Consider the following 23857-nt stretch of genomic DNA (forward strand, 5'->3'; position numbering starts at 1 on the left):
TTAGAGCGGCAGTGGTGCGCGGTCCGACACCAAGTGGGCATCGCGCAGGGCCTGCCAGAAGGCTGCCGGAATCTTCTCTGACAACGCCGCGACGTCTTCGGCAATCCGCCCCGGACGACTGGCGCCCGGAATGACCGCCGCCACGGCAGGATGCGCCAGGGAAAACTGCAGCGCCGCCGCCTTCACACTCACGCCAAAGGCCTGGGCAATCGCCTTGATCTGCTCGACCTTGTGGATGATCGCCGGGCCCGCTGGCTGGTATTCGAAGTGCGCGCCCCCGGCAAGGATCCCCGAGCTGTACGGGCCACCGACGACGATTTCGACCTGCTGCGCCAGGGCGGCGTCCATCAAGCGCTGCAGGGCGCGGTCGTGGTCCAGCAAGGTGTAGCGGCCGGCCAGCAGGAAACCGTCGGGTTGGGCTTCGGCAAGGTCCAGGGTCAGCTCGCAGGGCTCGACGCGATTCACCCCCAGGCCCCAGGCCTTGATCACACCCTCTTCACGCAGGCGGGTCAGCACCTTGAAGGCGCCGGTGCGGGCCTGGTTGAAGTAGTCCAGCCACTGGTCGCCGTAGAAGTCCTGGGCGATGTCGTGAATCCAGACGATATCCAGGCGATCGGTCTGCAGGCGGTTCAGGCTGTCTTCGATGGAGCGCAAGGTGGCATCGGCGCTGTAGTCGTTGACCATCTTGTTCGGGCGACCGTGTTCGAACACGCCGCTTTTTTCACCGAGATCACGCGCGCTTTCTTCGACTTCGTCGAGGATCAGGCGGCCGACCTTGGTGCTGAGCACGAAGTCGTCGCGACGGTATTGCGACAGGGCCTGGCCCAGGCGGATTTCCGACAGGCCCGAACCGTAGAACGGCGCGGTATCGAAGTAGCGCACGCCCTGGTTCCAGGCGGCCTCGACGGTGGCCTGGGCTTCTTCCTCAGGGATGGCGCGGAACATGTTGCCCAGTGGGGCCGTGCCAAAGCCCAGTTGGCCGGGCAATTTGTCTTTCAAGCTCATGGTGGATCCTCAATCGGTTCAGGGTCGCTGTGACCGTTGAGCAGATCGTAGATTGCCTAGATCGGACCGTCCAAGACATACTGCGACCAACTTGAGTCCCAATAGGTCTTACATGATTGATCTACGCCAGTTGCGCTACTTCGAAGTGGTCGCTGAAGAAGAACACGTCGGCCGCGCCGCCGAGCGCCTGCATATCTCGCAGTCGCCGTTGAGCCGGCAGATTGCCCAGCTCGAAGAACGCCTGGGCCTGACCCTGTTCGAACGCAGCCAGCAACGCATCCGCCTGACCCGCGACGGGCAGACTTTTCTCGCCGAGACCAAGGCCCTGCTGACCCACGCCAATCGCCTCGAATCCCTGGGCAAGCGCCTCGGCCGTGGTGAAGAAGGTGGCCTGTGCATCGGCTACATCGAGAACGCCATGCACGCCGGCGTGCTGCCGAATGCCTTGCGCATCCTGCGCGACGACCGGCCCACCGTGCACATCAAGCTGTACAACCTGCCCTCCCTCGAACAACTCGAAGGCCTGCGCCAGCGCAGCCTGGACATCGCCCTGGTGGCGGAACCACCGGCCGCCGATGACCCGGAACTGACCGCCCTGCAAGTGCTGGACGACCCGATGCTGCTGGCCCTGCCCGAGCATCACCCGCTGGCCAGGCAGACTGAACTGCTGCCCGAGCACCTGGCCGATCAGGAGTGGATTGGCGTGCAGCGCAAATCCGGCGCCAACCCCGCCGATGACTTTGTCGCCGCCTGCATCCGCGCCGGCTTCACCCCGCAGATTCCCATGGAAGCCAGCGAGCCGTTCACCGCCTTGGGCCTGGTCGCCTCCGGGTTGGGGGTGGCGATGGTGCAAAAAGGCCTGAGCCGCAATGCACCGCCGGGCGTGGTGCTGCGCGAACTGCCCTGGCTGACCTACACCACGCCACTGTGGGCGGCGTGGCACCGGATCAACCTGCGCCCGCTGGTGGAAACGTTCCGCAAGGTACTCACCGAACCCACGGGCGAATAGGACTCCAACCGTCAACGCCTTCAGCCACGACGCCAAACCTGAGCCCTGCATACATCCAAAATGTGGGAGCGGGCTTGCTCGCGAAGGCGTTGGTCCAGCCAATACATCCGGTGACTGACAGACCGTATTCGCGAGCAAGCCCGCTCCCACATTTGGAGGGCGGCGTCGGCTAGATCCATTCCTTCAGGCGATACCACAGCATCCCCAACGCCAGCAGTGGCGAACGCAAGGCCTTGCCGCCGGGGAAGGTCATGTGCGGCACCTGGCTGAAGATATCCAGCCCCTTGCTGTGGCCGGCGTGGATACCTTCGGCCAGCAGCCGTGCGCACCAGTGAGTGACGTTGAGCCCATGCCCGGAATAGCCCTGGGCATAGAACACATTCGGGTACTGCTGCAAGCGCCCGACCTGGGGAAAACGATTGGCCGTGATGCCGATCTTGCCGCCCCACTGGAACTCGATGGCCGTGTTGGCCAGTTGCGGGAATACCTTGAGCATTTTCGGCTGCATATACGCGGCGATGTCCGCTGGATCGCGTCCGGAGTAGTGACAGGCGCCGCCGAACAGCAGGCGGCGGTCGGCGGACAACCGGTAGTAATCCAGGCCGACTTTCTGGTCGCACAGCGCCAGGTTCTGCGGGATCAACTGGTTGGCCATCTCCTCCGACAACGGCTCGGTGGCGATGATGTAGCTGCCCGCTGGCAGTACCTTGCCGCTCAGGCGCGGCTCCAATTCGTCCAGGTGCGCATTGCACGCCAGCACCAGGTTGGCGGCGCGCACGGTGCCCCCGGCACAGCGCACCTGCACCGTGTCGCCGTGGAGCAGTTCCAGCACTTCAGTGTGCTCGAAAATCCGCACGCCGAGGGACTCGGCCACATGCGCCTCGCCCAGCACCAGGTTCAACGGGTGCAAATGCCCCGAGCCCATGTCCACCAGGCCCCCGGCATACAGCGTTGAGCCGACCACTTGCTGCATATCCCCAGGGCCGACCAGGCGCGTTTCATGGGTATATCCCAGCGCTGCCAGGTGCGCCTGTTCGCCCTTGAACGCGGCGAACTGTGCCGGCGTATTCGCCAACTCACAAAAGCCCCAGCGCAGGTCGCAGTCGATGCCGTGCGCGCGAATCCGCTCGCCCACCAACGCCACCGACTCGATGCCCGCGCGCTCCAGGTAACGCACGCCCTCCTCGCCCACGTACTTGGCAAACCCCGAGACGTCATGACCAATCCCGCGAATCAACTGCCCGCCGTTACGCCCGCTGGCGCCCCAGCCAATGCGCCGGGCCTCCAGCAGGATCACCGAGAGCCCGCGCTCGGCCAACTCGATGGCGGTGTTGACGCCGGTGAAACCGCCGCCGATCACACACACATCGGCCGTCAGGTCGGCGCCCAGCGACGGGCGCGCCGGCATGGCGTTGGCCGAGGCGCGATAGTAGGAACGGGCGTGGTCACTGGATGGGATCATTTATTGGTCTTCACTTTGCTCCAGGCGCGGGTCATCAGGCGCATGGTCGCCGGGGTCGGCGTGGTGGAAATGTAGAGTTTGTCAAGCACTTCCTGGGACGGGTACACCTCAGGGTTGTTCACCAGTTCCGGGTCCATGAACGTCTTGGCCGCGGGGTTGGCGTTGGCATAGCCGACCGAGGCACTGACCTTGGCGATCACTTCAGGGTCGAGCAGATAGTTGATGAAGGCATGGGCCTCCTTCGGGTTGCTGGCATCGGCGGGAATCGCCAGCAGGTCGAACCACAGGTTGGAACCTTCCTTGGGAATCGAGTAGGCAATGTTCACGCCGTTCTTGGCTTCCTTGGCGCGGTTGGCGGCCTGGAAGACGTCGCCGGAGTAACCGAAGGCCACGCAGATATCGCCGTTGGCCAGATCCGAGATGTACTTGGAGGAATGGAAGTAGGTGATGTAGGGACGCAGCGTCAGCAGCTTGGCTTCAGCTTCCTGATAGTCCTTGGGGTTCTCGCTGCGTGGGTCCTTGCCCATGTAGTTGAGGATTGCCGGGAACAGCTCATCTGCCGAGTCGAGGAACGCCACGCCGCACTGGTTGAGCTTCTTGATGTTCTCTGGCTCGAACAGCACCGCCCACGAATCGATATGGTCGATGCCCAGCACTTGCTTGACCTTGTCGACGTTGTAGCCAATGCCATTGGTGCCCCACAGGTACGGCACCGAGTGCGCATTGCCCGGGTCGTTTTTCTCCAGCAGCTTGAGCAGCTTGGGGTCGAGGTTCTTGAAGTTGGGCAACTGCGCACGGTCGAGCTTGAGGAACGCGCCGGCCTTCACCTGGCGTGCCAGGAAGTGGTTGGACGGCACCACCACGTCATAGCCGGTGCGCCCCGCGAGCAACTTGCCCTCCAGGGTTTCGTTGGAGTCGAACACGTCGTAGATCACCTTGATCCCGGTCTTGGCCTGGAAATCGGCCAAGGTGGTCTCGCCGATGTAGTCGGTCCAGTTGTAGACGCTCATCGTCGGCGCGGCCTGGCTGGCACTGCTGAACGCGGCCACCAGGGCCAGCGGGAGAAGCTTTTTCACGAGACGCATATCGACACCCCTTTTTTGGTTTTTTTAGACGCTCAGCAACAGGAACTCACGTTCCCAGGAACTGATCACCCGCTTGAAATTCTCGTGCTCGGCGCGCTTGACCGCGACATAGCCGCGCACAAACTTTTCGCCCAGGTACTGCTTGACCGTGTCGCAATCCTCCATGCGCGCCAGGGCGTCTTCGAGGGTGAACGGCAAGCGCAGGTTGCGGCGCTCATAGGCACGGCCTTCGACCGGCGCACTGGGTTCGATCTGCTCGATCATGCCCAGGTAGCCACACAGCAGACTAGCCGCAATCGCCAGGTAAGGATTGGCATCGGCGCCCGGCAGGCGGTTTTCCACGCGCATCGCGTCGGGGCTCGAGGTCGGCACGCGCAGGCCGACGGTGCGGTTCTCTTCACCCCACTCCACATTGACCGGCGCCGAGGTGTCCGGCAGGAAGCGGCGGAACGAATTGACGTTCGGCGCGAACATCGGCAACAGCTTGGGGATGTATTTCTGCAAGCCGCCGATATGGTGCAGGAACAGCTGGCTCATGCTCCCGTCGGCGTCGACAAACACCGGCTTGCCGGTGGCGATGTCGACCACGCTCTGGTGCAGGTGCATGGCGCTGCCCGGCTCGTCGGCCACTGGCTTGGCCATGAAGGTCGCGGCCACGTTGTGCTTGAGTGCGGCTTCGCGCAGGGTGCGCTTGAATACGGTGATCTGGTCGGCGAGGTCGAGGGCGTCGCCGTGGCGGAAGTTGATTTCCATCTGCGCCGGGCCGTCTTCGTGGATCAGCGTATCGAGGTCCAAGCCCTGCGCTTCGCACCAGTCATAGACGTCTTCGAACAGCGGGTCGAACTCGTTGGCGGCGTCGATGGAAAATGACTGGCGTCCGGTTTCGGCGCGACCGGAACGGCCAATCGGGGTTTTCAATGGCAGGTCCGGGTCCTCGCAGCGCTGGGTCAGGTAGAACTCCATTTCCGGCGCCACGATCGGCTGCCAGCCCTGGTCGGTGTAGAGCTGCAGGACCTTTTTCAGCACGTTGCGCGGCGACAGCTCGATAGGATTGCCCTGCTTGTCGAAGGTGTCGTGGATCACGATCGCGGTGGGTTCGATGGCCCAGGGCACCACGTAAGTGGCGTTGGATACCGGGCGGCAGATCATGTCGATGTCGGCCGGGTCGAGCAGGTCGTAGTAGATATCGTCGTCGACAAAGTCCCCGGTTACCGTTTGCAGCAACACACTTTCCGGCAGGCGCATGCCTCGCTCATGCAGGAACTTGTTGGTGGGTGCAATCTTGCCGCGGGCGATGCCAGTCAAATCACTGATCACGCATTCGACTTCGGTAATCTTGTGTTCTTTCAGCCAGGCGGACAGCTGATCGAAGGGGGCGTTCATAAGGACCTCGTCATGGGTTGGGTGCATGCGCCGGCTTGTACTCCTGGCGCATTGAGGTCTATCTTGGGCCAGCCTTCACAGGCCATCTATCCACTTTGCACGAACCACAACGCACCAATAGAGTGCGCACGGATCACCCATGACACAGGCAACAGCTTTGCGCGTACAGGCCTTCACTACCGGTGATGTGGCCGCTCAATGCAGTGCGACACCCGGCTGGGTGCAGCAGTACCAGCAGATGTCCCCGGGGCATTTTGCCGGGCAGATCCGCTACCTCGACCTGCAGGGCGTCGAGGTCTACGAAGAGTGCATGAACACCCGCGTGGAGCAGCACTTCAACGCGCCACCGGGCTCGCTGGCGTTCTGTTTCGATGGCAGCGACAACGCGCTGTACATGCTCAATGGCGAGAGCCGCAACACCTGGATCACCCCGGAAAACTACCGTGAAGTGGCGGTGGTGTTCGGCCCGCAGTTCGTGCAGCGCCATGGCCTGGACGTGGCGAAACTCGAAGGCTTGTTCATGGCGCCGCTGACCTGCCAGCAGAATGCGCTGTTCACCCGCTGGCTCAGTGGCACGCTCACGCGCCTGGCCACGGTGATCGATCCGATCAGCCGCGATGCCCTGACCCAGCAGTTGCTCGACGATTGCCTGTTCATTCTCGACAACGCCTGCGTGTGCCTGGACCGCAGCTCGTTGCAGCGGCGCAGCGAAGAACGCCGGTTGATGGCACGCATTGGCGAGTGGGTGGCAGATGCGCCGGATGAGACCATCAACCTGCTGGAGCTGGCCCAGATTGCCGGCGTGCCACTGCGTCAGTTGCAGCAGGGCTTCAAGACCTACACCGGGATGAGTCCGGCGCAGTGGTTGCGGTTGCGTCGGTTGAATGGTGCGCGGCGTGAACTGTTGAGCTCAGCGGGTTCCACCGTGGCAGAGGTGGCGATGAACTGGTCGTTCTGGCACCTGGGGCGGTTTTCCAACAGTTATCGGGCGTTGTTCAAGGAACTGCCCAGCGAAACCCTCAAGCGTCATGGTTGATACACGATTAACCCTGTGGGCGTGGGCTTGCTCGCGAAAGCGCTGTGTCAGGCAATCAATGTCTGACTGACCCACCGTATTCGCGAGCAAGCCCGCCCCCCCATTTGATTGCTATCAGGCTTGAGATTTGAGGAACAGACTCAGCAACTGATTCACCTGCTCCGCCGCCTCCAACTGCACCATATGCCCCTGCCCCGGCACAATCTCCACCTGGGCCTGCAACCCCTCGGCATGGCTGGCCGGGATGATTGCATCGTCACTGCCCCAGATCACCAAGCTCGGCTGGCGACCCACCACGCTGCGTAAGTCCCGCGTCTGCCGCCCCCCATCAAACAGCTGCGTATTCAGTTGCCGCAGGGCCTGGTCCACGCCTTCCAGTCGCTTGAATTTGAGCATGTCCTCGAGCATTTGTCGCGTCACCAGCGCGGGGTCGCTGAACAGTTGCACCAGCTGCGGCTTGAGCGCGTTGCGGTTGTTGGCTTCGGTGAACCCTTGCAGGTAATCGCCGTTGATGTCCGCTCCCAGGCCGGCGCTGGCGATCAGGCTGAGTGAGGCAACACGCGCGGGAGCCTGGTCGGCAATCGTCAGCGCAACCAGCCCGCCCATGGAGTGGCCGGCCAGGTGCACGCGGTCGAGCCCGAGGTGATCGAGCAAGGCCAACACGGCCTGGCTCAACTCGTCGGCATCGCCGTTGTGCAGGTGTTTCCCCGACTCGCCATGCCCCGGCAAATCCAGCGCGATCACGCGCCGCTCGGCCGCCAAGGCCGGTTGGTTGAACAGCCAGTTGTTCAAGTCGCCGCCAAAGCCATGCACCAGCACCAGCGGCGTGCCGCCCTCACCCAGGTCGAGGTAACGCAGCAAACGCCCGCCAACCTCGACCTTCTGCGCACTCGGTCCCGACGCTTCGGCTTCGGCGTTGCTTGAGACGAACCCCGCATTGAAACGCGCCACCACCGCATCGATCTCCTCTTCGGTGGCTTCGCCCTCCACCACAATCGCCAGCAGCGCGCCCACCGGCAGGGTCTCGTCACTCAGCGCCAGCACCCGGCGCAGCACACCACTGAACGGCGCTTCGACACTGCTGGAGATTTTGTCGGTCTCCACATCCAGCACCTCCTCGCCCTTCTCCACCCGGTCGCCCGGTTGTTTGAGCCAGACATCGAGGCGGCCTTCGGTCATCGACAGGCCCCATTTGGGCATGGTCAAGGTATGGATCATGCGGCATTCCTCTTGTCGGCGATCTTCAGCACGGCAGCCTCGATCTTCGCCGCGTTGGGGATGTACAGGTCTTCCAGTGCATCGGAAAACGGCACCGGCGTGTGCGGCGCGGTCACCATCTCGATCGGCGCGCGCAGGAACGAGAACCCCTGCTGGGCCACCAGTGCGCTGATGTCGGTGGCGATGGAGCAACGCGGGTTGGACTCGTCGATCACCACCAGGCGCCCGGTTTTCTCCACGCTTTCAAGGATGCTGTCTTCGTCCAGCGGGCTGGTGGTGCGCAGGTCCAGCACTTCGCAGTCGATCCCCTGGCGGGCCAGGTTGGCGGCGGCTTCGAGGGCGACATGCACCATGCGCCCGTAAGTCACCAGGGTCACGTCGCGGCCTTCGCGGACAAAGTTGGCCTCGCCGAACGGCACGGTGTACAGCTCTTCCGGCACCTCGCCCTGCAGGCTGTAGAGCAGTTTGTGCTCAAGGAAAATCACCGGGTCGTTGTCGCGGATAGCCTGGATCAGCATGCCCTTGGCGTCATACGGCGTGGCCGGGCACACCACCTTGAGGCCGGGGATGTGCGTCCACATCGAGGTGAGCATCTGCGAGTGCTGGGCCGCAGCGCGCAGACCGGCGCCGTACATGGCGCGCACCACCAGCGGCGTGGTGGTCTTGCCGCCGAACATGTAGCGGAACTTGGCGGCCTGGTTGAGCAACTGGTCGAGGCAGCAGCCGATAAAGTCGACGAACATCAATTCGCACACCGGGCGCATCCCACGGGTCGCGGCGCCGACGGCCATGCCCACGTAGCCGACTTCGGACAATGGCGCATCGAGGACCCGCTCGGGAAATTCGGGGTACAGGCCCTTGGTGACCCCCAGCACACCGCCCCAGGCGTCCTGCTCGCCCGGTGAGCCGGTACCGCCGGAGACGTCCTGGCCGATGATGAACACGCTCTGGTCGCGGCGCATTTCCTGGGCCAGGGCTTCGTTGATTGCCTGCTGATAGCTGATTTTGCGAGCCATGAAATTCTCTCCGAGTATTGTTGTTATTAGCGGTAGGCGACGTACACGTCACTCAACAGATCGGCGGCCAGGGGCTTGGGATCGGACTTGGCCAGGCGCACGGCGTCTTCGATCAACTGTGCGACCTCGCCGTCGATACGCTCGAACTGCGCGGCATCGAGCCAGCCTTCGGCGCTGCACCGCTGGCGGAACAACGCCAGGCAATCGTGGGATTCGCGCAGGTTCTTCACTTCATCCGGGCCGCGATAGGTTTGCGCATCGCCCTCGAAGTGGCCGTAGAAACGGCTCAGCTTGACCTCCACCAGCGTCGGCCCCTCGCCCTTGCGTGCCCGCTCCACCGCGACGCCAAGCGCCGCATGCACGGCGAAGAAATCATTGCCATCGACAATCACCCCCGGCATGCCAAAGCCCACGGCGCGCTCGGCAATGTCCTTGCACGCCACCGACCAGCCGGACCCGGTGGCCTCGGCATAGCCGTTGTTCTCGGCGACGAACAGGCACGGCAGTTTCATGATCGCGGCCAGGTTCATGGCCTCGAAGACCGCGCCTTCGTTGGAGCCACCATCGCCAAAAAACGCCACGGCCACGCCTTGGCTGCCCTTGAGCTTGGAGGCCAGCGCCGCGCCTGCGGCCAGCGGTGCACCGGCGCCGACAATGCCGTTGGCGCCGAGCATGCCCTTCTCCTGGTCGGCGATGTGCATGGAGCCGCCCTTGCCGCCGCACACGCCGGTTTTCTTGCCGTAGATCTCGGCCATCATGCCGAACACATCCACGCCCTTGGCGATGCAATGGCCGTGGCCACGGTGGTTGGAGGCGATGCAATCTTCATCGTTGAGGTGGGCCATGACCCCGGCAGCGCTGGCTTCCTGGCCGGCGTACAGGTGCACGAAACCGGGGATCTCGCCGGTGGCGAATTCCACGTGCAAGCGTTCTTCGAAATCACGGATGGTGCGCATCACGGTGTAGGCATGCAGCAATTGATCGGTGGACAGGTGAGTGGACATCTTGTTGTTCTCCAGGTTGTCTCGACACACAAAAGGCTGGCGTCGGCCAGCTGCAAGCGGTTCAGCACAGCCTGTGCCAAGGCGCGAAAAAACCTGGCAAAGCCTTGATCCAGAGCAGTGCCGTGCGGTTGTACCGGGGCGCGATGCCTGCGCAGAATGAGACGCGCCATTGCAGCCTGCAGGCTGCGTCTCAGGCCTGGTGAGACGCTGCGTCTCACGGCCGGCTGTTGGTCAGGCCGCCCTTGTCCGCCTGCGCCCATAGGCGCTTAATGGCCGGCATAACAACAAAGATCGAGAACCGGAGGCCTTATGCTCGCCGCGAACTCCAGAGAGCACGTCGACTGCGTCAGTCGCGTGGTCCGCAATGCCGATCGCCTGCCCCAGGCGCCGGTGCCGTCGCTGATTTTCGACTCCTGGCGCCGCTCCATGGAGCAACATCACCTGGACCCCGGCTCCCTGCAGGGGCCGCGTATCCTCAGCGAACCCCTGCTCAAGGAATGCCGTGAGCGCGCCGAACTGTTCATGCGCATCGCCGGCGAAGCCGTCGGGCAACTGCACCACCGCGTGCGCCACGCCGACTACTGCGTGATGCTCACCGACGCCCAGGGCCAGACCATCGACCACCGCGTGGACACCGCCATTCGCAGCGACTGCCGCAAGGCCGGCCTGTACCTGGGCACGTGCTGGTCGGAAGCCGAAGAAGGCACCTGCGGCGTGGCCACGGTGCTGACCAGCAAGGCGGCGGTCACGGTGCACAAGCGCGATCACTTTCGCGCGGCCTTCATCGACCTGACCTGCTCGGCCGCACCGATGTTCGACCCGCAGGGCAACCTGCTGGGGGTGCTGGATGCCTCGGCGCTCAAGTCCCCGGACGACCGACGCAGCCAGCACCTGGTGCGGCAGATGGTGGCGCAGAGCGCGCAGGCCATCGAAAACGCCTTCTTCATGCACAGCGCTCCCCAGCACTGGGTGCTGCAGGCCCACAGCACGCCGGGCTATGTCGACAGCCAGCCCGACCTGCTGCTGGCCTGGGACCAGGACGGTCGCCTGCAGGCCCTGAACAGCAAGGCACGCCTGGCGCTGCGTCGGCGCTTTGGCCAGGTGCCGGAGCATATCGGCGAGGTATTCGACCTGGATGCCCTGCGTGCAGTCACTGATCAATCGACCCAGCACCTGCAATGGCTGGGCGAACCCGGCGTGCTGCACGTGCGCGTCAACACGCCGCGTCGCACGCCCGCGCGCGCGGTCGCGATCACCCAGGTCGACCCGCGCGTGGATGAACACCTACGCCTGGCGGTGCGGGTCAAGGACCGTAACCTGCCGGTGCTGGTGCAAGGTGAGACCGGTGCCGGCAAGGAAGTCTTCGCGCGCCAATTGCATGAGCGCAGCGCCCGGCGCGAGGGGCCGTTCGTGGCGGTGAACTGCGCGGCGATCCCGGAAAACCTGATCGAAAGCGAGCTGTTCGGCTATGTCGCCGGGGCGTTTACCGGCGCATCCAGCAAGGGCATGCCGGGGCTGTTGGTGCAGGCCGATGGCGGCACGCTGTTCCTCGATGAAATCGGCGACATGCCGCTGGCCCTGCAGACGCGCCTGCTGCGGGTGATGGCCGAAGGTGAAGTGGCGCCCCTGGGTGCGGCGAAAACCCGTGCAGTGGATATCCAGGTGATCTGCGCCAGCCACCGCGACCTGGCGGCACTGGTGAGTGAAGGACGTTTTCGCGAAGACCTGTACTTTCGCCTCGGCTGCGCGCGTTTCTGCCTGCCGCCGCTGCGCGAACGCACCGACAAACTGGCCCTGATCAATCGGCTGCTGGAACAGGAGGCCCGCCACAGTGGCATCGCGGCTGGCATCAGCCAGGCGGCGCTGGAAGTGCTGTTGGGCTACGCCTGGCCGGGCAATGTGCGGCAACTGCGGCACGTGCTGGCGTATGCCTGTGCGGTGTGCGAAGGCGGCATCCTGCAACTGGCGGATTTGCCGGTGGAAGTGCGGGGGGAACAGGTTGCGCTGCAGGCGCAGGTTCAACTGAGCCCCGAGCGCCAGGTGGTGCTGGATGCGCTGATCCGGCATCGCTGGAAGCCATCGCCGACGGCGCAGGCGCTGGGGATCTCACGGGCGACGCTGTACCGCCGCGTCAACCAACTGGGCATCGATATGCCTGGTAAACAGTGAACCTGTGGGAGCGAGTCCGCACAGTGGAATTGTGGCAGGCACAAGATTCAGTCCAGTCCCTCTAAAAACTGTGGGAACTGTGTCAGGCACAAGATTCAGTCCAGTCCCTCCAAAGACTGTTGGAACTGTGCCAGACACAAGATTCAATCCAGCCACAAATAAGTGTGGGAGCTGGCTTGCCTGCGAAGGCGGTGGGTCAACTGCATCATGGTTGACTGACACACCGCTTTCGCGGGCAAGCCCGCTCCCACAATGGAACTGTGTCAGACACAAGAATCAGGCTAGTCCCTCCAAAACTGTGGGAACTGAGCCAGGCACAAGATTCAGTCCAGCCACAAATCAGTGTGGGAGCTGGCTTGCCTGCGATGGCGGTGGGTCAGCTGCATCATGGTTGACTGACACACCGCTTTCGCGGGCAAGCCCGCTCCCACAGTGGAACTGTGTCAGGCACAAGAATTAGGCCAGTCCCTCCAAAACTGTGGGAACTGAGCCAGGCACAAGACTCAGTCCAGCCACAAATCAGTGTGGGAGCTGGCTTGCCTGTGAAGGCGGTGGATCAGCTGCATCAGGGTTGACTGACACACCGCTTTCGCGGGCAAGCCCGCTCCCACAATGGAACTGTGTCAGGCACAGGAATCAGTCCAGCCCTTCCAAAAACTGTGGGAACTGTGTCAGGCACAAGAATCAGGCCAGCCCCGCCAAAAACTCTGGGAACTGAGCCAGGCATAGGATTCAGTCCAGCCACAAATCAGTGTGGGAGCGGGCTTGCTCGCGAAAGCGGTGGATCAGCTGCATCATGGTTGACTGACACTGCGCCTTCGCGAGCAAGCCCGCTCCCACATTTTTGACCGCGTCAGCCAAGCACGTCAGCGGTAGACGAGCCCGCCGTCGATCAACGGGGCTTGGCCGGTCATGTAGTCCGAATCCGGCCCGGCCAGGAAGGCCACCAGCCCGGCAACGTCTTCCGGCGTTTCCGCGCGGCCCAGGGCAATGCCCTCCACGTACTTCTTGTACATCGCGCCGACGTCAGCGCCGGTAATCTCGGCCATGCGCTTGTCGATCTCGACCCACATATCGGTGCCCACCACGCCCGGGCAGTACGCATTGACCGTGATCCCGGCGCTGGCCAATTCCTTTGCCGCCGCCTGGGTCAAGGCGCGCACGGCAAACTTGGTCGCCGAGTACACCCCAAGCAGCGCGAAGCCTTCATGGCCGGCGATGGAGCACGCGTTGATGATCTTGCCTTTCTGCTCAAGCGCCTTGAATTTCTTGCCGGCGGCCTGGATTCCCCACAATACGCCCTGCACGTTGATGCCCAGCGTGCGTTCGACCTGTTCCGGGCTGACGTCCAGCAGCGAATCGATCTGCGCCACCCCGGCGTTGTTGACGATGATGTCGAAGCCACCCAGGGTCTGGTGCGCATGTTCGACGGCGGCCACCACCTGTTCGCGCTTGGACACGTCGGCGACAAACACCGAGGCCTTGCGTCCCAGGGCGACCACTTCAGCAGCTACGGCTTCGAGCTTGGCGCCATTGATGTCCACCAGGGCGATGTCGGCACCGTCCTGTGCCAGGCGCAGGGCGATGGCCCGGCCAATGCCCTGCCCGGCGCCAGTGACCAGCGCGATTTTTCCAGCAATCCCCATGACGATCTCCTGCAATGATGAGAGAAGCCTTGTCTATCGCAGGTCGCCGGGGCGGCTGTCGAGGCGCGCAGCGATTGGCGTGGGGGCTGAGACGGGATGTCTCAGCGTGCGAATCATTCTCGAAAACTTGTAAAAGTACGCACTTATGCCTAGCTTATGCGCCCCCCGCCCTGCGCTTTAAGGCCCTGCCCCCATGGTTTTGCGTTTTCGTCCCGTCGTCACTTCACGTTTTGCCCTCGGCCTGCTGCTCAGTGGCGGCATCGGTCACAGTCTGGCGGCGGAGCTGGAGCTGCCAGCGGTGCAGGTCCAGGGCAAGGATGAGTCCGGCTATCGCGCTGAAACCGCCTCGGTCGGGGGCTTCGACGAGGCGCCGCTGCTGGACACGCCAGCCTCGATCACGGTGATCAACGCCGCGATGATCAAGGACCAGCAGGCGCGCCTGCTCAGTGAAGTGCTGCGCAACGATGCCTCGGTGGGCGACAGCTATGCGCCCATCGGCTACTACGAAAACTTTGTGGTGCGCGGCTTCTCGCTGAATGCCGCCAGCAGCTACAAGATCAACGGGCGCACCATCACCGGCGAGCAGAACGTCGCCCTGGAAAACAAGCAGCAGGTGGAAGTGCTCAAGGGCCTGGCGGGCCTGCAAAGCGGCATCTCCGAGCCCAGCGGCGTGATCAACTACGTGACCAAGCGCCCGGAGGACGTGCGCCAGGTGACGGTGTCCACCGATGATCGCGGCAGCGGTTATATCGCTACCGATGTCGGCGGCTGGTTCGGCAGCGAGCAGCAATTCGGCCTGCGTGCCAACGTCGCCCATGAAGACCTCAATTCCTATGTGGAACACGCCAATGGCCAGCGCGATTTCGTGTCCCTGGCCTTTGACTGGAACATCAGCCCCGACGCCGTGCTACAGCTGGATGCGGAATACCAGGACAAGCAGCAACGCTCGGTGCCCGGCTACCAGTTGCTGGGCGGCACTGAAGTGCCACACGGCGCATCACCGAAAAAGTTGCTCGGGCACCAGAGCGGTTCCAAGCAGGTGGGCATCGATTCACTGAACCTCAACGGCAAGTTCGAATACCGCTTCAGCGACCAGTGGAAAGGCAACCTCAGCGCGGCGCGCAGCAAAGTGGTGATCGATGACTACAGTTCGTTTGCCTATGGCTGCTTCTACGTGACCGATTGCGGCACCGCCTTCTTCAGCCCCACTGGCGACTACGACGTCTACGACTACCGCAGCCCCGACGACACCCGCCGCGACGACGAAGTGCAGGCGGCCATGACCGGGCTGTTCGACACGGGCAGCCTGGGCCATGAACTGACCTTCGGCACCAGCGCCTTTCGCCGGGTGGTCGACAAACGCAAGTCGGTCAACGAATACATCGGCAGCACCAATATCAACGTCGATGCTCCGACGTTCACCCCCACCGACAAGCCGCTCAACGACAGCCATCGCAACCTCGACAGCCGCCAGTACGGCCTGTTCGTCACCGACCGCATCCGCTTCAACGAGCAATGGCAAACCATCCTCGGCGGCCGTGAAGTGCGCCTGGACGAAAAAGCCTTCGACGGGACCACTGGCAACCAGGTTCGCCACACCCAGCAATACGTGTTCCTGCCGCAGGCTTCGTTGATCTACAAGCCGGTCGAAAACATCTCGCTCTACACCAGTTACAGCAAAGGCCTGTCCCTGGGCGGCCAGGCGCCGTGGACAACCACCAACGACGGTGAAACCCTCGCGCCGACCGTTTCGCGCCAGATCGAAGCCGGGGTGAAATACGACTGGCGCCGCATCAGCTTCGCCGCTGCCGTATTCCAGACGCGCCAGGCCTACCAGTACGCCAAGCCGGAAGGCGCCGATCAGTTCATCTATGTGCAACAGGGCGAGCAGAAGAACACCGGGCTGGAGTTGTCGGCCAACGGCTGGGCCACCGACCGTTTGCAGATCGCGACCAGTGTGGCGGCGATTCGCGCGCGGGTGACCGGCAGCGGTACGCCGGAATACGAAGACCACCAGGCGATCAACGTACCCAAGCTGCGCGCCAGTGTGTACGCCGACTATGCGTTGCCGTGGGTGAATGGATTGGCCGTGCTCGGCGGCGTGCAGTACAGCGCCAAGAAGTACGCGAACCGTACCGGGAATGTGGAGGTCGGGGATTATGCGGTGGTCAATGTCGGCAGCCGCTACACCACCAAGGTCGACGGCTACGAGACGGTGTTTCGCCTGAGCGTCGACAACCTGTTCGACAAGCGCTACTGGCGCGACGCGGGCGAGTACATGGGCGATGACTATCTGTTCCAGGGCGCGCCACTGACGGCGCGCCTGAGTGCTTCGGTGAATTTCTAAGGCTTACTTGGGCATCTTGCGAAAACCCACCGCCAGGCGGTTCCAGCTGTTGATGGTGGCGATGGCCACGCTCAGGTCGACCTGCTCCTGAGCGCTGAACTCAGCGGCGAGTGCATTGAAGTCTTCATCCGGCGCGTGGGTCTGGCTGAGCAGGGTCAGGCTTTCGGCCCAGGCCAGTGCGGCGCGCTCACGCGGGGTGAAGAACGGCGTTTCACGCCAGGCCGACACGGTGTACAGGCGACGCTCGGTCTCACCGCCCTTGCGGGCATCGGCGGTGTGCATGTCGAGGCAGAAGGCACAGCCATTGATCTGCGAAACACGCAGGCGGATCAGTTCCAGCAGGGGCAACTCGATGGACAGTTTGCCGACAGCGGCTTCCAGGGCGAGCATGGCTTTCATAGCGTCTGGGGAGGCGGTGTAGAAATCGGTACGCGCTTGCATGGTGGTTCTCCGGAACGGTGGGGGTTGATGGCTAGGTTAGTGACCGGAGGTAGTGGGAGGAATATCCAATTCCGGGGAAGAATGGGTGACCAATTCCTGGTGGGCTGGGCCCACCTCCTCAATCAAGCCCCCGCCATGTGCTCTGAAATCCTCGCCCGCAACCACCGCTCCGCCGGGTCATTGTCATGCACCCCGCTCCACACCATCGACAGCTCCGCTGCCTCTATCGCGAACGGCGGGTCCTCGGCTCGCAGCGACGTGCCCTCGGTCAACGCGCAGGCCGCGTAATCCGGCACTGTCGCGATAATCTGCGTGCCCGCCAACAGCGCGCGCAACCCACTGAACTGCGGCACCGCCAGCACCACCCGGCGGGCCCGGCCGATACGCGCCAGGTCCAGGTCAATGTTGCCGCTCAAATCCCCCGAGAACGACACCATCGCGTGGGGCCGCTCGCAGTAGTCGTCGAGGGTCAGCGGTGCCACGCCGGCGTCGCCGCGCAGCACCTTGCAGGGAATATCGCGCAGCTTCTTGCGCTTGGCATTCGCCGGCAATTCAGTGGTGTAGCTCACCCCCACCGTGATCTCGCCACTGGCCAGCAGCGACGACATCAACAGGTAGTTGGCGCGACGCACCACCACGATGATGCCCGGCGCCTCTTCGCGCAGTTGGCTGAGCAACGGCGGGAACAGGCCGAACTCGGCGTCGTCGGAGAGGCCGATGCGAAACACCGCGCAACTGGTGGAAGGGTCGAAATCCTTGGCACGGCTGACCGCGCCGGAAATAGTGTCCATGGCCGGTTGCAGCTCCTTGAGTATCGCCAGCGCCCGTGGCGTGGGTTCCATGCCCCGGCCGTTGCGCAGCAGCAACGGGTCGTCGAACAGGTCGCGCAGGCGCCCGAGTGCCGCACTGACCGCCGGTTGGCCCATGAAGAGCTTTTCGGCGACGCGGGTCAGGTTCTTCTCGAACATCAGCGCTTCGAAAATCACCAAGAGGTTCATGTCGACGCGGCGCAGGTCGTTGCGGTTCATGGGGCAATCCAAACGGCTGAAAGGCCCACAGATAAGCACGCGAGCCGCCCGTGGTATTGCATGGCTGTGCTGTCTTTTCCGCCGGTTTTTGCCGCCTGAACTGGCAAAATTAACAACGATTAACTCGTCAGCCAGACGGTCCGGCGCCAAGAATGCAGCGGTCTACACTGCATCCATTCACCGGGAACGCTCCCATCGACTGCGGATATCTGTCATGGCCCGACTTGAGTACTGTGCTCCCCGCTTGCCCGCGACCGGCGGCCTCTGCCCCCGGCGCGAACGCATTGCCAAGCAATTGATCCTCGCCAACCTCGGCGAAAGCCTGGCGATTGCCGACCTGGCCCAGGCCTGCGCGCTGTCACGCAGCCATTTCTCCCGTGCGTTCAAGTGCACCACCGGGCTGTCGCCGCAGGAATGGATTCGCCAGCAGCGCATCCAGCGGGCCAAGGAACTGATCACCGGTTCCGCCCTGAGCCTGACGCAGATCAGCCTCGAATGCGGCTTCTGCGACCAGGCGCATTTCTGCCATATGTTCACCCGCAGCGAAGGCGTCAACCCGATGACCTGGCGAAATCACCAATTGCGTCACAAGCCCGACGTGATCGCGGCCTAGTGGTGGCGGCGCACCTGGCCTATGCTGGCCGCTCTCCTTTTTCCGAGCATGGCGCGCCATGAGCGACCCCAGCGACCAGGCCGTACATTTCGGCCCCTACCGCGTCCATCCGCGACAACGCCTGGTGCTGGAGGCCGGCCAGCCATTGCGCCTGGGCCGGCGCGCGCTGGATATCCTGCTGATCCTGCTGGAGCAGGCCGGCAACGTGGTGAGCAAGCAGGCCTTGATCGCCCGGGTCTGGCCGCACAGCGTGGTGGAAGACGGCAACCTGCGGGTGCACATGGCCGCGTTGCGCAAGGCATTGGGGGACGGCCAGGCCGGGCAGCGCTATATCGTCACGGTGGCCCAGCGTGGCTACAGTTTTGTTGCACCACTGAGCATCGAACCGATGACCTTTCCGGCTGATGGCACCCCGCAAGCCCAGGGCCATAACCTGCCACTGCGGCGCACCCGCGTGATCGGCCGCCAGGCCTTGATCGACCGCCTGGTGCAACAGCTGCCGCAGCAGCGCTTTATCACCTTGACCGGCGCCGGCGGCATCGGCAAGACCACCGTCGCGCTGCGCGTGGCCGAACTGCTGATCGGACATTACCGCGACGGCATCCACCTGCTGGACCTGGCGCCCCTCAGCGCACCGGCACTGATCCTGCCCAACCTCGCCGCCCTGCTCGGCCTCACACACGTCGAGCATGAACCCCTGGACACCTTCGCGCACCGCCTGCAGGAACGCCAGTGGCTGCTGGTGATCGACAATTGCGAGCACCTGCTGGACGACATCGCGCTGATCAGCGAAAGCCTGCTGCGCCATGCGCCCCGGCTGCATATCCTGGCCACCAGCCGCGAAGCCCTGCGCGCCGAGGGCGAGTCGGTGCAACGCCTCGACCCCCTGGCCTGCCCGCCTGCCACCGGCAATCGCGCCCAGGCCATGGGCTACCCGGCCCTGCAATTGCTGATCGAGCGGGCCATGTCGCACCAGGACCGCTTTGAGCTGAGCGAAGCCGAACTGCCGTTGGCGATTGATATTTGCCAGCGCCTCGACGGCATCCCGCTGGCAATCGAGTTGGTGGCGGCGCAGATCGAACGCTTCGGCCTGCCGCGCCTGCTGGTGCAGATGGAAGACAACTTCCGCCTGCTGACCCGTGGCCGGCGCAGCGCCCTGCCCCGTCATCAGACCTTGCGCGCCACGCTGGATTGGAGCTTCGACCTGCTGACCGCGTGCGAGCAGGTGTGCCTGCGTCGCCTCGCGGTGTTTCGTGGCGGTTTCAGCCTGGCCAGCGCGGCGGCGGTGATTGCCGGCGAGCAGATTGCACCGGCCGAGGTGCTGGGCTCGATCACCCAGCTGGTGGCCAAATCCTTGCTCAATGTGGAGCCGGGCGATGACGAGATGGTCTATCGCCTGCTGGACATCACCCGTACCTACGCCCTGGAAAAGCTCAGCCTCGCCAACGAGCTGCACGCCACGCGCGAGCGCCATGCGGTGCGCTGCCTGACGCTGATGGAGCAGGCGCAGGACGACTGGGAGTTGATCGCGACCCAACCGTGGCTCGACCGCTACGCGCCGCTGCGCGAAGACGTGCGTGCCGCGCTCGACTGGGGCCTTGCCGAGGGCGGCGAACACCTGCTGGCGATCCGCCTGACGGTCAGCGCCATGCCGCTGTGGCAAGAATTGTCGCTGGTCAGGGAACATGCGATGTATGTCGACAAGGCGCTGGCGCTGATGGCCGAGGCCAGTGCGCCCTGCACGCAATTGACGATGCAGCTGCAATTGGCCCTGGGCAGCCTGTCCTATCACGCGTTAGGCGGCGCACCGCGGACCATCGCCGCGTTTGCCAGCGCCAGGCACCTGGCCGAGGAACGCCAGGACCTCGCCGGCCAATTGCGCGCGGTCTCCGGCCACATGGCGGTCAACCTGTGCGCAGGCCATTATCGCCAGGCACAGGCACTGAGCGTGCAATTCGACCACCTCGACCCGCGCACCGAACCGCTGCTGGAGCTGAGTACCCAGCGCCTGCACGTGCTGGCGCAGCATTACACCGGCAACCAGGCACTCGCCCGGCACACGGCCGAACAGGTCATCCAGCGCATGGCGCACAGCGGCTCGCTGAATCGCTTTGCCTATCGCTTGGGCGTGCAATATGACCAGAGCGTCGCCTCACTGACGGTATTGGCGCGCATCCTGTGGTTGCAGGGTCTTCCCGAGCGCGCCTGGGCCGTGGCCAGCCAGGCGCTGGAGTTGGCGCTGCAGATCAATCACGGCACGTCGATCTGCTACACCCTGGCCCTGGCCGGCGTGGTCATCGCCCGCTACAACGGCGATGACGAGGCGGCGCAGCGCCTGCAGACGCTGCTGCTGGAGCAGTCCCACAAGCATTCGGTGCAGCTGTTCCAGACCTGGGCGGGGCACTACGCCGGGATTCCCGGCCACCAGGACCTGCAGGGCCTGGGGCTGATAGACGACATCCTGATCACGTTCGGCGCGCGTGTCGTCGATGAGCAAGCGTTCGAACGCGCCCGCACGGGGGCAGCCGGCTGGTGCGCCGCCGAAGTGATCCGCGTGCACGCCGAGGGCATGGCCGACACCCGCACCGCCGAAGCGCTGCTGCTCGAAGCCCTCGGCCTGGCTAACCAGCAAGGCGCGCTGGCCTGGGAACTGCGTTGCGCGACCTCATTGGCACAACGCTGGCAGCAGCAAGGTCGCCTGCAGCCTGCGCGCGATCTGCTCGGTTCAGTCTACGGGCGCTTTACCGAAGGCTTTGCCACCCGCGACCTACTGCGCGTACGCCGCCTGCTCGACGAGTTGCAGGACAAACGTCCGGCCTGAAAACGCCCCCAGATAATGCCCATAGCCCTGCTGCAACCGTGCCACCTGCGCCGGATCGCGCAACTGCGCGAGGGCGTAGCTGCGGGTGCTGTTGAGCAAACGATAACGCGCGGGCCCCGGGCCCGGCTCGACGTTCAGCAACGAGGTACTCACCAGTCGCGCCAGCAGGTAAGCAAGGTCGGCGTGTTCCAGCTCGGTGCCAGCGACCAGCACGCTCAAGGACGGCAAGGTCACGGCCATTTTGAACAAGCCCAATTGCAGGAACAGCCAGCGCTCCGGCAGGCTCAGGCGTTCGTAGCTCCAGTCCAGGGCTGCGGCCAGCGATTGGTGGCGCTCCACGGCCGTGCGTCGACCGCGGCTCAGCGTGTGTATGCCGCTGCGCAGCTGCACCTGTAAACCGCGCACACCCAGGGCGTCGACCTGGGCGGCCGCCAGTTCCAGGGCCAGGGGAAGGCCGTCGAGGCGTCGGCAGATGTCGCGCAGGGGTGCCAGGTCCTGGGGGCGCAAATCATAGTCCTGCTGACTGGCACGTACGCGGGCGACGAACAGTTGCACCGCCGGGCAAGCCATCGCGTGGTCGACGCTGCCCAATACCGCCGGTGCAGGCACCGCCAGCGGCGGCACGCGCAGCACCCATTCGCCCGGCACGTGCAAGGCTTCGCGACTGCTGATCAGCACGCTGACCTGCGGCGCCTGCTCGTGCAGCGCGCGCACCAGATGCCGGCAGGCACCCAGCAGCGGGTCAACGCCGTCGAGCACCAGCAATAACTGCCGGCCCGCCAGTTGGCGGCATAATTCGACGGGGCTACGGGTGGGCACCAGGTGCAGCACTGTGGCCAAGTGCTGTAGCAGCATTGTCGGCGCCTGCACGGTGGCGAGGTCCACCCACCACACGCCGGCGCGATAGCGTGGCAATACGCGCTCGGCCAGCGCCAGGGCCAGGGTGCTCTTGCCGACGCCGGCACAGCCGGTGAGGGTCATCAGACGCTGCCCGGACAGGCGCCGCACCAGCACGCCAAGCAATTCATCGCGCCCCATCACCGGGCTGAGCCGCGTCGCCAAATTGTGCCGGGGCAACTGCGACGACAGCTCGCCGTGCACCGGCGCAATGAAACAGTAGCCGCGCTGGGGATCGTTGAGGATGCAGCGTTGCCCGTCGAGGGCACGGCGCAAGGCGGCGATGTGCACGCGCAGGTTGCTTTCCTCGACCACGCTGCACGGCCAGACGCGCTCGATCAGCGTGGCCTTGCTGATGAACTGCCCGGGCGCCTCGAGCAGCACCGCGAGGATATCCAGCGCGCGGCCACCCAAGGGCACCGGCCACCCAGCCTTGCTGAGCAGCCGCTGTTGCCGGTGAAAGGCATAGGCACCGAAACGCACCGTGCCGCTCGCATCCATCGCCTGAAGGTTGTTCATCGCTGTCATCGCGCTGGAACACCCGGCCTTGGGCGTTTGCGCGTCCTGTTCCATGGGCCTGTGGCTATCTTGCCACTTGGCAATGACAGGACAATGCTGGCACGGGGAGCGACACGGACATTCGAGTGCGCGAGACGGACATCCTGGCGCTAACTGAACTGCTGCCGGTATTGGGTCGGGTTGAGACCGAGCTTTTCACTGAACAGAAAACGCATATGCCGCACGCTGCCAAAACCTGCGTGGAAGGCCACGGTCTTCAGCGGCAGGTCGGTGGCCTCCAGCAACTGGCGCGCGCGGTCGATACGCGCGCCCTGCAGGAAGGTCATGGGCGTCATCTGCACCTCCTTGGCAAACAGCCGCGCGAAGTGGCGCGCACTCATGCCCGCCAGCGTGGCCATCGACTCGATGCTGAAGGGCTGGTCCAGGTGGTCGAGTACGTGCTGCTGCACCCGGGTGATCGCGGTTTCCTGGGGCGCGACGGCGGCTGTCATCGGGCTGAACTGGGCCTGGCCTCCCTGGCGCTTCATGACCACCAGCAGCACCTTGGCCACGTCCACCGCGACCTGCTTGCCGTGGTCCTGGGCCACAATCGACAGCGCCAGGTCGATACCGGCCGTGACCCCACCAGAGGTAATCAATCGCCCGTCCTGCAGGTAGATGCGGTCCGTCTCGACGATGGCCTTGGGGAAGGCCATGATCAGGCGCTCGGTGTAGTGCCAATGGGTGGTCACGCGGTGATGATCGAGCAGACCGGCATGCCCCAGCACAAACGCTCCGGTACAGATCGACCCAAAGCGCCGGGCACGCGGCGCGGCCTCTTGCAGCCAGGGCAACAGCGCGGGATGGCATTCGTTATAGGCACCGGGGCCGCCGGGCACCAGCAGCAGGTCGTAGGCCGCGTGCGCCTGGCCCAGCAGGAGGTCGGCCTGCACCACCACCCCATTGGAGGCGCGCAACGGGCCGGGCTCGGTGCCGATGGTGAGTATCTGGTAGTGGTCGGCCGCAGGCAGGTAGCGGTTGGCGATGGAAAACACCTCGAGCGGCCCCGCCATGTCGAGCAGGAGGAAGTCCGGAAACAGCGCCATGGCCACGGTTTTCATCAAGCGGGAGACCTATAAGGAAGGGAAAGCGTCAGCCATTATGGCACGTCGATTACTG

Annotated in this window: 18 protein-coding genes; 6 read left to right on the forward strand and 12 right to left on the reverse strand. The window is 64.2% G+C overall.

Translation table 11 applies throughout. The annotated features are described in order from the left end of the window. A complete protein-coding gene (locus C9990_RS18600; RefSeq protein ID WP_106804235.1) occupies positions 1–1005 on the reverse strand; it encodes an aldo/keto reductase in 1005 nt (334 codons plus the stop codon). Positions 1006–1117: 112 nt separating this feature from the next. Between C9990_RS18600 and C9990_RS18605 the strand changes: the two genes are divergently transcribed. Continuing rightward, positions 1118–2014: a LysR substrate-binding domain-containing protein gene (locus C9990_RS18605; RefSeq protein ID WP_106804236.1), complete on the forward strand. Its 897-nt coding sequence runs from the start codon at positions 1118–1120 to the stop codon at positions 2012–2014. A gap of 169 nt (positions 2015–2183) precedes the next feature. On the opposite strand, the gene C9990_RS18610 is transcribed toward C9990_RS18605, so the two are convergent. The 3 genes from C9990_RS18610 to C9990_RS18620 are packed head-to-tail and all read right to left on the reverse strand — an operon-like array spanning position 2184 to position 5944. Beyond that, a complete protein-coding gene (locus tag C9990_RS18610) occupies positions 2184–3476 on the reverse strand; it encodes an FAD-binding oxidoreductase (protein WP_106804237.1) in 1293 nt (430 codons plus the stop codon). After that, the gene (locus C9990_RS18615; RefSeq protein ID WP_106804238.1) at positions 3473–4561 is read right to left on the reverse strand and encodes a polyamine ABC transporter substrate-binding protein; all 1089 of its coding nucleotides are present in this window, start codon (positions 4559–4561) and stop codon (positions 3473–3475) included. Before C9990_RS18615 ends, C9990_RS18610 begins: the two co-directional genes overlap by 4 nt. Positions 4562–4585: 24 nt before the next feature. Next, a complete protein-coding gene (locus tag C9990_RS18620) occupies positions 4586–5944 on the reverse strand; it encodes a glutamine synthetase family protein (RefSeq protein WP_065906254.1) in 1359 nt (452 codons plus the stop codon). 139 nt (positions 5945–6083) lie between these two features. Between C9990_RS18620 and C9990_RS18625 the strand changes: the two genes are divergently transcribed. Further along, positions 6084–6980: a helix-turn-helix domain-containing protein gene (locus C9990_RS18625; protein WP_106804239.1), complete on the forward strand. Its 897-nt coding sequence runs from the start codon at positions 6084–6086 to the stop codon at positions 6978–6980. 114 nt (positions 6981–7094) lie between these two features. Here the strand turns inward: C9990_RS18625 and C9990_RS18630 are convergent, their stop codons facing one another. From C9990_RS18630 to C9990_RS18640, 3 genes are read right to left on the reverse strand one after another with little or no spacing between them, the layout of a single operon-like run. Beyond that, positions 7095–8198, reverse strand: a complete 1104-nt coding sequence (locus tag C9990_RS18630) for an acetoin dehydrogenase dihydrolipoyllysine-residue acetyltransferase subunit (RefSeq protein WP_106804240.1) — start codon at positions 8196–8198, stop codon at positions 7095–7097. After that, entirely contained in the window at positions 8195–9214 is a 1020-nt protein-coding gene (locus tag C9990_RS18635) for an alpha-ketoacid dehydrogenase subunit beta (protein WP_065906247.1), read from the reverse strand. Before C9990_RS18635 ends, C9990_RS18630 begins: the two co-directional genes overlap by 4 nt. Positions 9215–9240: 26 nt before the next feature. Next, positions 9241–10218 (reverse strand): thiamine pyrophosphate-dependent dehydrogenase E1 component subunit alpha, encoded by a 978-nt coding sequence (locus tag C9990_RS18640; RefSeq protein WP_065906245.1) that lies wholly within the window; start codon positions 10216–10218, stop codon positions 9241–9243. 309 nt (positions 10219–10527) lie between these two features. Here C9990_RS18640 and C9990_RS18645 point away from each other — a divergent pair, with 309 nt between their 5' ends. Continuing rightward, a complete protein-coding gene (locus C9990_RS18645; protein WP_106804241.1) occupies positions 10528–12387 on the forward strand; it encodes a sigma-54-dependent Fis family transcriptional regulator in 1860 nt (619 codons plus the stop codon). Between the two features lie 866 nt (positions 12388–13253). On the opposite strand, the gene C9990_RS18650 is transcribed toward C9990_RS18645, so the two are convergent. Beyond that, on the reverse strand, positions 13254–14033 hold the full coding sequence (locus C9990_RS18650) for an acetoin reductase (protein ID WP_106804242.1): 780 nt from the start codon (positions 14031–14033) through the stop codon (positions 13254–13256). A 193-nt stretch (positions 14034–14226) separates the two neighbouring features. On the opposite strand from C9990_RS18650, the gene C9990_RS18655 reads away from it, so the two are divergent. After that, on the forward strand, positions 14227–16380 hold the full coding sequence (locus tag C9990_RS18655; RefSeq protein WP_106804243.1) for a TonB-dependent siderophore receptor: 2154 nt from the start codon (positions 14227–14229) through the stop codon (positions 16378–16380). 3 nt (positions 16381–16383) lie between these two features. Here the strand turns inward: C9990_RS18655 and C9990_RS18660 are convergent, their stop codons facing one another. Together C9990_RS18660 and C9990_RS18665 are read right to left on the reverse strand one after the other, a co-directional pair. Next, positions 16384–16821: a carboxymuconolactone decarboxylase family protein gene (locus C9990_RS18660; protein WP_065906237.1), complete on the reverse strand. Its 438-nt coding sequence runs from the start codon at positions 16819–16821 to the stop codon at positions 16384–16386. 122 nt (positions 16822–16943) lie between these two features. Continuing rightward, positions 16944–17849: a LysR family transcriptional regulator gene (locus tag C9990_RS18665; RefSeq protein ID WP_106804244.1), complete on the reverse strand. Its 906-nt coding sequence runs from the start codon at positions 17847–17849 to the stop codon at positions 16944–16946. 214 nt (positions 17850–18063) lie between these two features. On the opposite strand from C9990_RS18665, the gene C9990_RS18670 reads away from it, so the two are divergent. Next, positions 18064–18462 (forward strand): helix-turn-helix domain-containing protein, encoded by a 399-nt coding sequence (locus tag C9990_RS18670; protein ID WP_065906233.1) that lies wholly within the window; start codon positions 18064–18066, stop codon positions 18460–18462. Positions 18463–18520: 58 nt separating this feature from the next. Beyond that, positions 18521–21283 (forward strand): winged helix-turn-helix domain-containing protein, encoded by a 2763-nt coding sequence (locus C9990_RS18675; RefSeq protein WP_106804245.1) that lies wholly within the window; start codon positions 18521–18523, stop codon positions 21281–21283. On the opposite strand, the gene C9990_RS18680 is transcribed toward C9990_RS18675, so the two are convergent. Next, positions 21230–22753 (reverse strand): winged helix-turn-helix domain-containing protein, encoded by a 1524-nt coding sequence (locus C9990_RS18680; RefSeq protein ID WP_106804246.1) that lies wholly within the window; start codon positions 22751–22753, stop codon positions 21230–21232. The genes C9990_RS18675 and C9990_RS18680 overlap by 54 nt on opposite strands. A gap of 95 nt (positions 22754–22848) precedes the next feature. Next, positions 22849–23799 carry a GlxA family transcriptional regulator gene (locus tag C9990_RS18685; RefSeq protein WP_106804247.1) on the reverse strand — a complete coding sequence of 317 codons (951 nt, stop codon included), beginning with the start codon at positions 23797–23799 and terminating at the stop codon, positions 22849–22851. Positions 23800–23857 lie beyond the last annotated feature (58 nt).

The organism is Pseudomonas sp. S5D5 (genome assembly GCF_003013355.1).
Taxonomy (GTDB): Bacteria; Pseudomonadota; Gammaproteobacteria; order Pseudomonadales; family Pseudomonadaceae; genus Aquipseudomonas; species Aquipseudomonas aylmerensis.

What these genes read in the sequence shown, in the direction of transcription:
- C9990_RS18600 (WP_106804235.1), bottom strand. Translation starts at nt 1,005, where the DNA reads ATGAGCTTGAAAGACAAATTGCCCGGCCAACTGGGCTTTGGCACGGCC.
- C9990_RS18605 (WP_106804236.1), top strand. Translation starts at nt 1,118, where the DNA reads ATGATTGATCTACGCCAGTTGCGCTACTTCGAAGTGGTCGCTGAAGAA.
- C9990_RS18610 (WP_106804237.1), bottom strand. Translation starts at nt 3,476, where the DNA reads ATGATCCCATCCAGTGACCACGCCCGTTCCTACTATCGCGCCTCGGCC.
- C9990_RS18615 (WP_106804238.1), bottom strand. Translation starts at nt 4,561, where the DNA reads ATGCGTCTCGTGAAAAAGCTTCTCCCGCTGGCCCTGGTGGCCGCGTTC.
- C9990_RS18620 (WP_065906254.1), bottom strand. Translation starts at nt 5,944, where the DNA reads ATGAACGCCCCCTTCGATCAGCTGTCCGCCTGGCTGAAAGAACACAAG.
- C9990_RS18625 (WP_106804239.1), top strand. Translation starts at nt 6,084, where the DNA reads ATGACACAGGCAACAGCTTTGCGCGTACAGGCCTTCACTACCGGTGAT.
- C9990_RS18630 (WP_106804240.1), bottom strand. Translation starts at nt 8,198, where the DNA reads ATGATCCATACCTTGACCATGCCCAAATGGGGCCTGTCGATGACCGAA.
- C9990_RS18635 (WP_065906247.1), bottom strand. Translation starts at nt 9,214, where the DNA reads ATGGCTCGCAAAATCAGCTATCAGCAGGCAATCAACGAAGCCCTGGCC.
- C9990_RS18640 (WP_065906245.1), bottom strand. Translation starts at nt 10,218, where the DNA reads ATGTCCACTCACCTGTCCACCGATCAATTGCTGCATGCCTACACCGTG.
- C9990_RS18645 (WP_106804241.1), top strand. Translation starts at nt 10,528, where the DNA reads ATGCTCGCCGCGAACTCCAGAGAGCACGTCGACTGCGTCAGTCGCGTG.
- C9990_RS18650 (WP_106804242.1), bottom strand. Translation starts at nt 14,033, where the DNA reads ATGGGGATTGCTGGAAAAATCGCGCTGGTCACTGGCGCCGGGCAGGGC.
- C9990_RS18655 (WP_106804243.1), top strand. Translation starts at nt 14,227, where the DNA reads ATGGTTTTGCGTTTTCGTCCCGTCGTCACTTCACGTTTTGCCCTCGGC.
- C9990_RS18660 (WP_065906237.1), bottom strand. Translation starts at nt 16,821, where the DNA reads ATGCAAGCGCGTACCGATTTCTACACCGCCTCCCCAGACGCTATGAAA.
- C9990_RS18665 (WP_106804244.1), bottom strand. Translation starts at nt 17,849, where the DNA reads ATGAACCGCAACGACCTGCGCCGCGTCGACATGAACCTCTTGGTGATT.
- C9990_RS18670 (WP_065906233.1), top strand. Translation starts at nt 18,064, where the DNA reads ATGGCCCGACTTGAGTACTGTGCTCCCCGCTTGCCCGCGACCGGCGGC.
- C9990_RS18675 (WP_106804245.1), top strand. Translation starts at nt 18,521, where the DNA reads ATGAGCGACCCCAGCGACCAGGCCGTACATTTCGGCCCCTACCGCGTC.
- C9990_RS18680 (WP_106804246.1), bottom strand. Translation starts at nt 22,753, where the DNA reads ATGGAACAGGACGCGCAAACGCCCAAGGCCGGGTGTTCCAGCGCGATG.
- C9990_RS18685 (WP_106804247.1), bottom strand. Translation starts at nt 23,799, where the DNA reads ATGAAAACCGTGGCCATGGCGCTGTTTCCGGACTTCCTCCTGCTCGAC.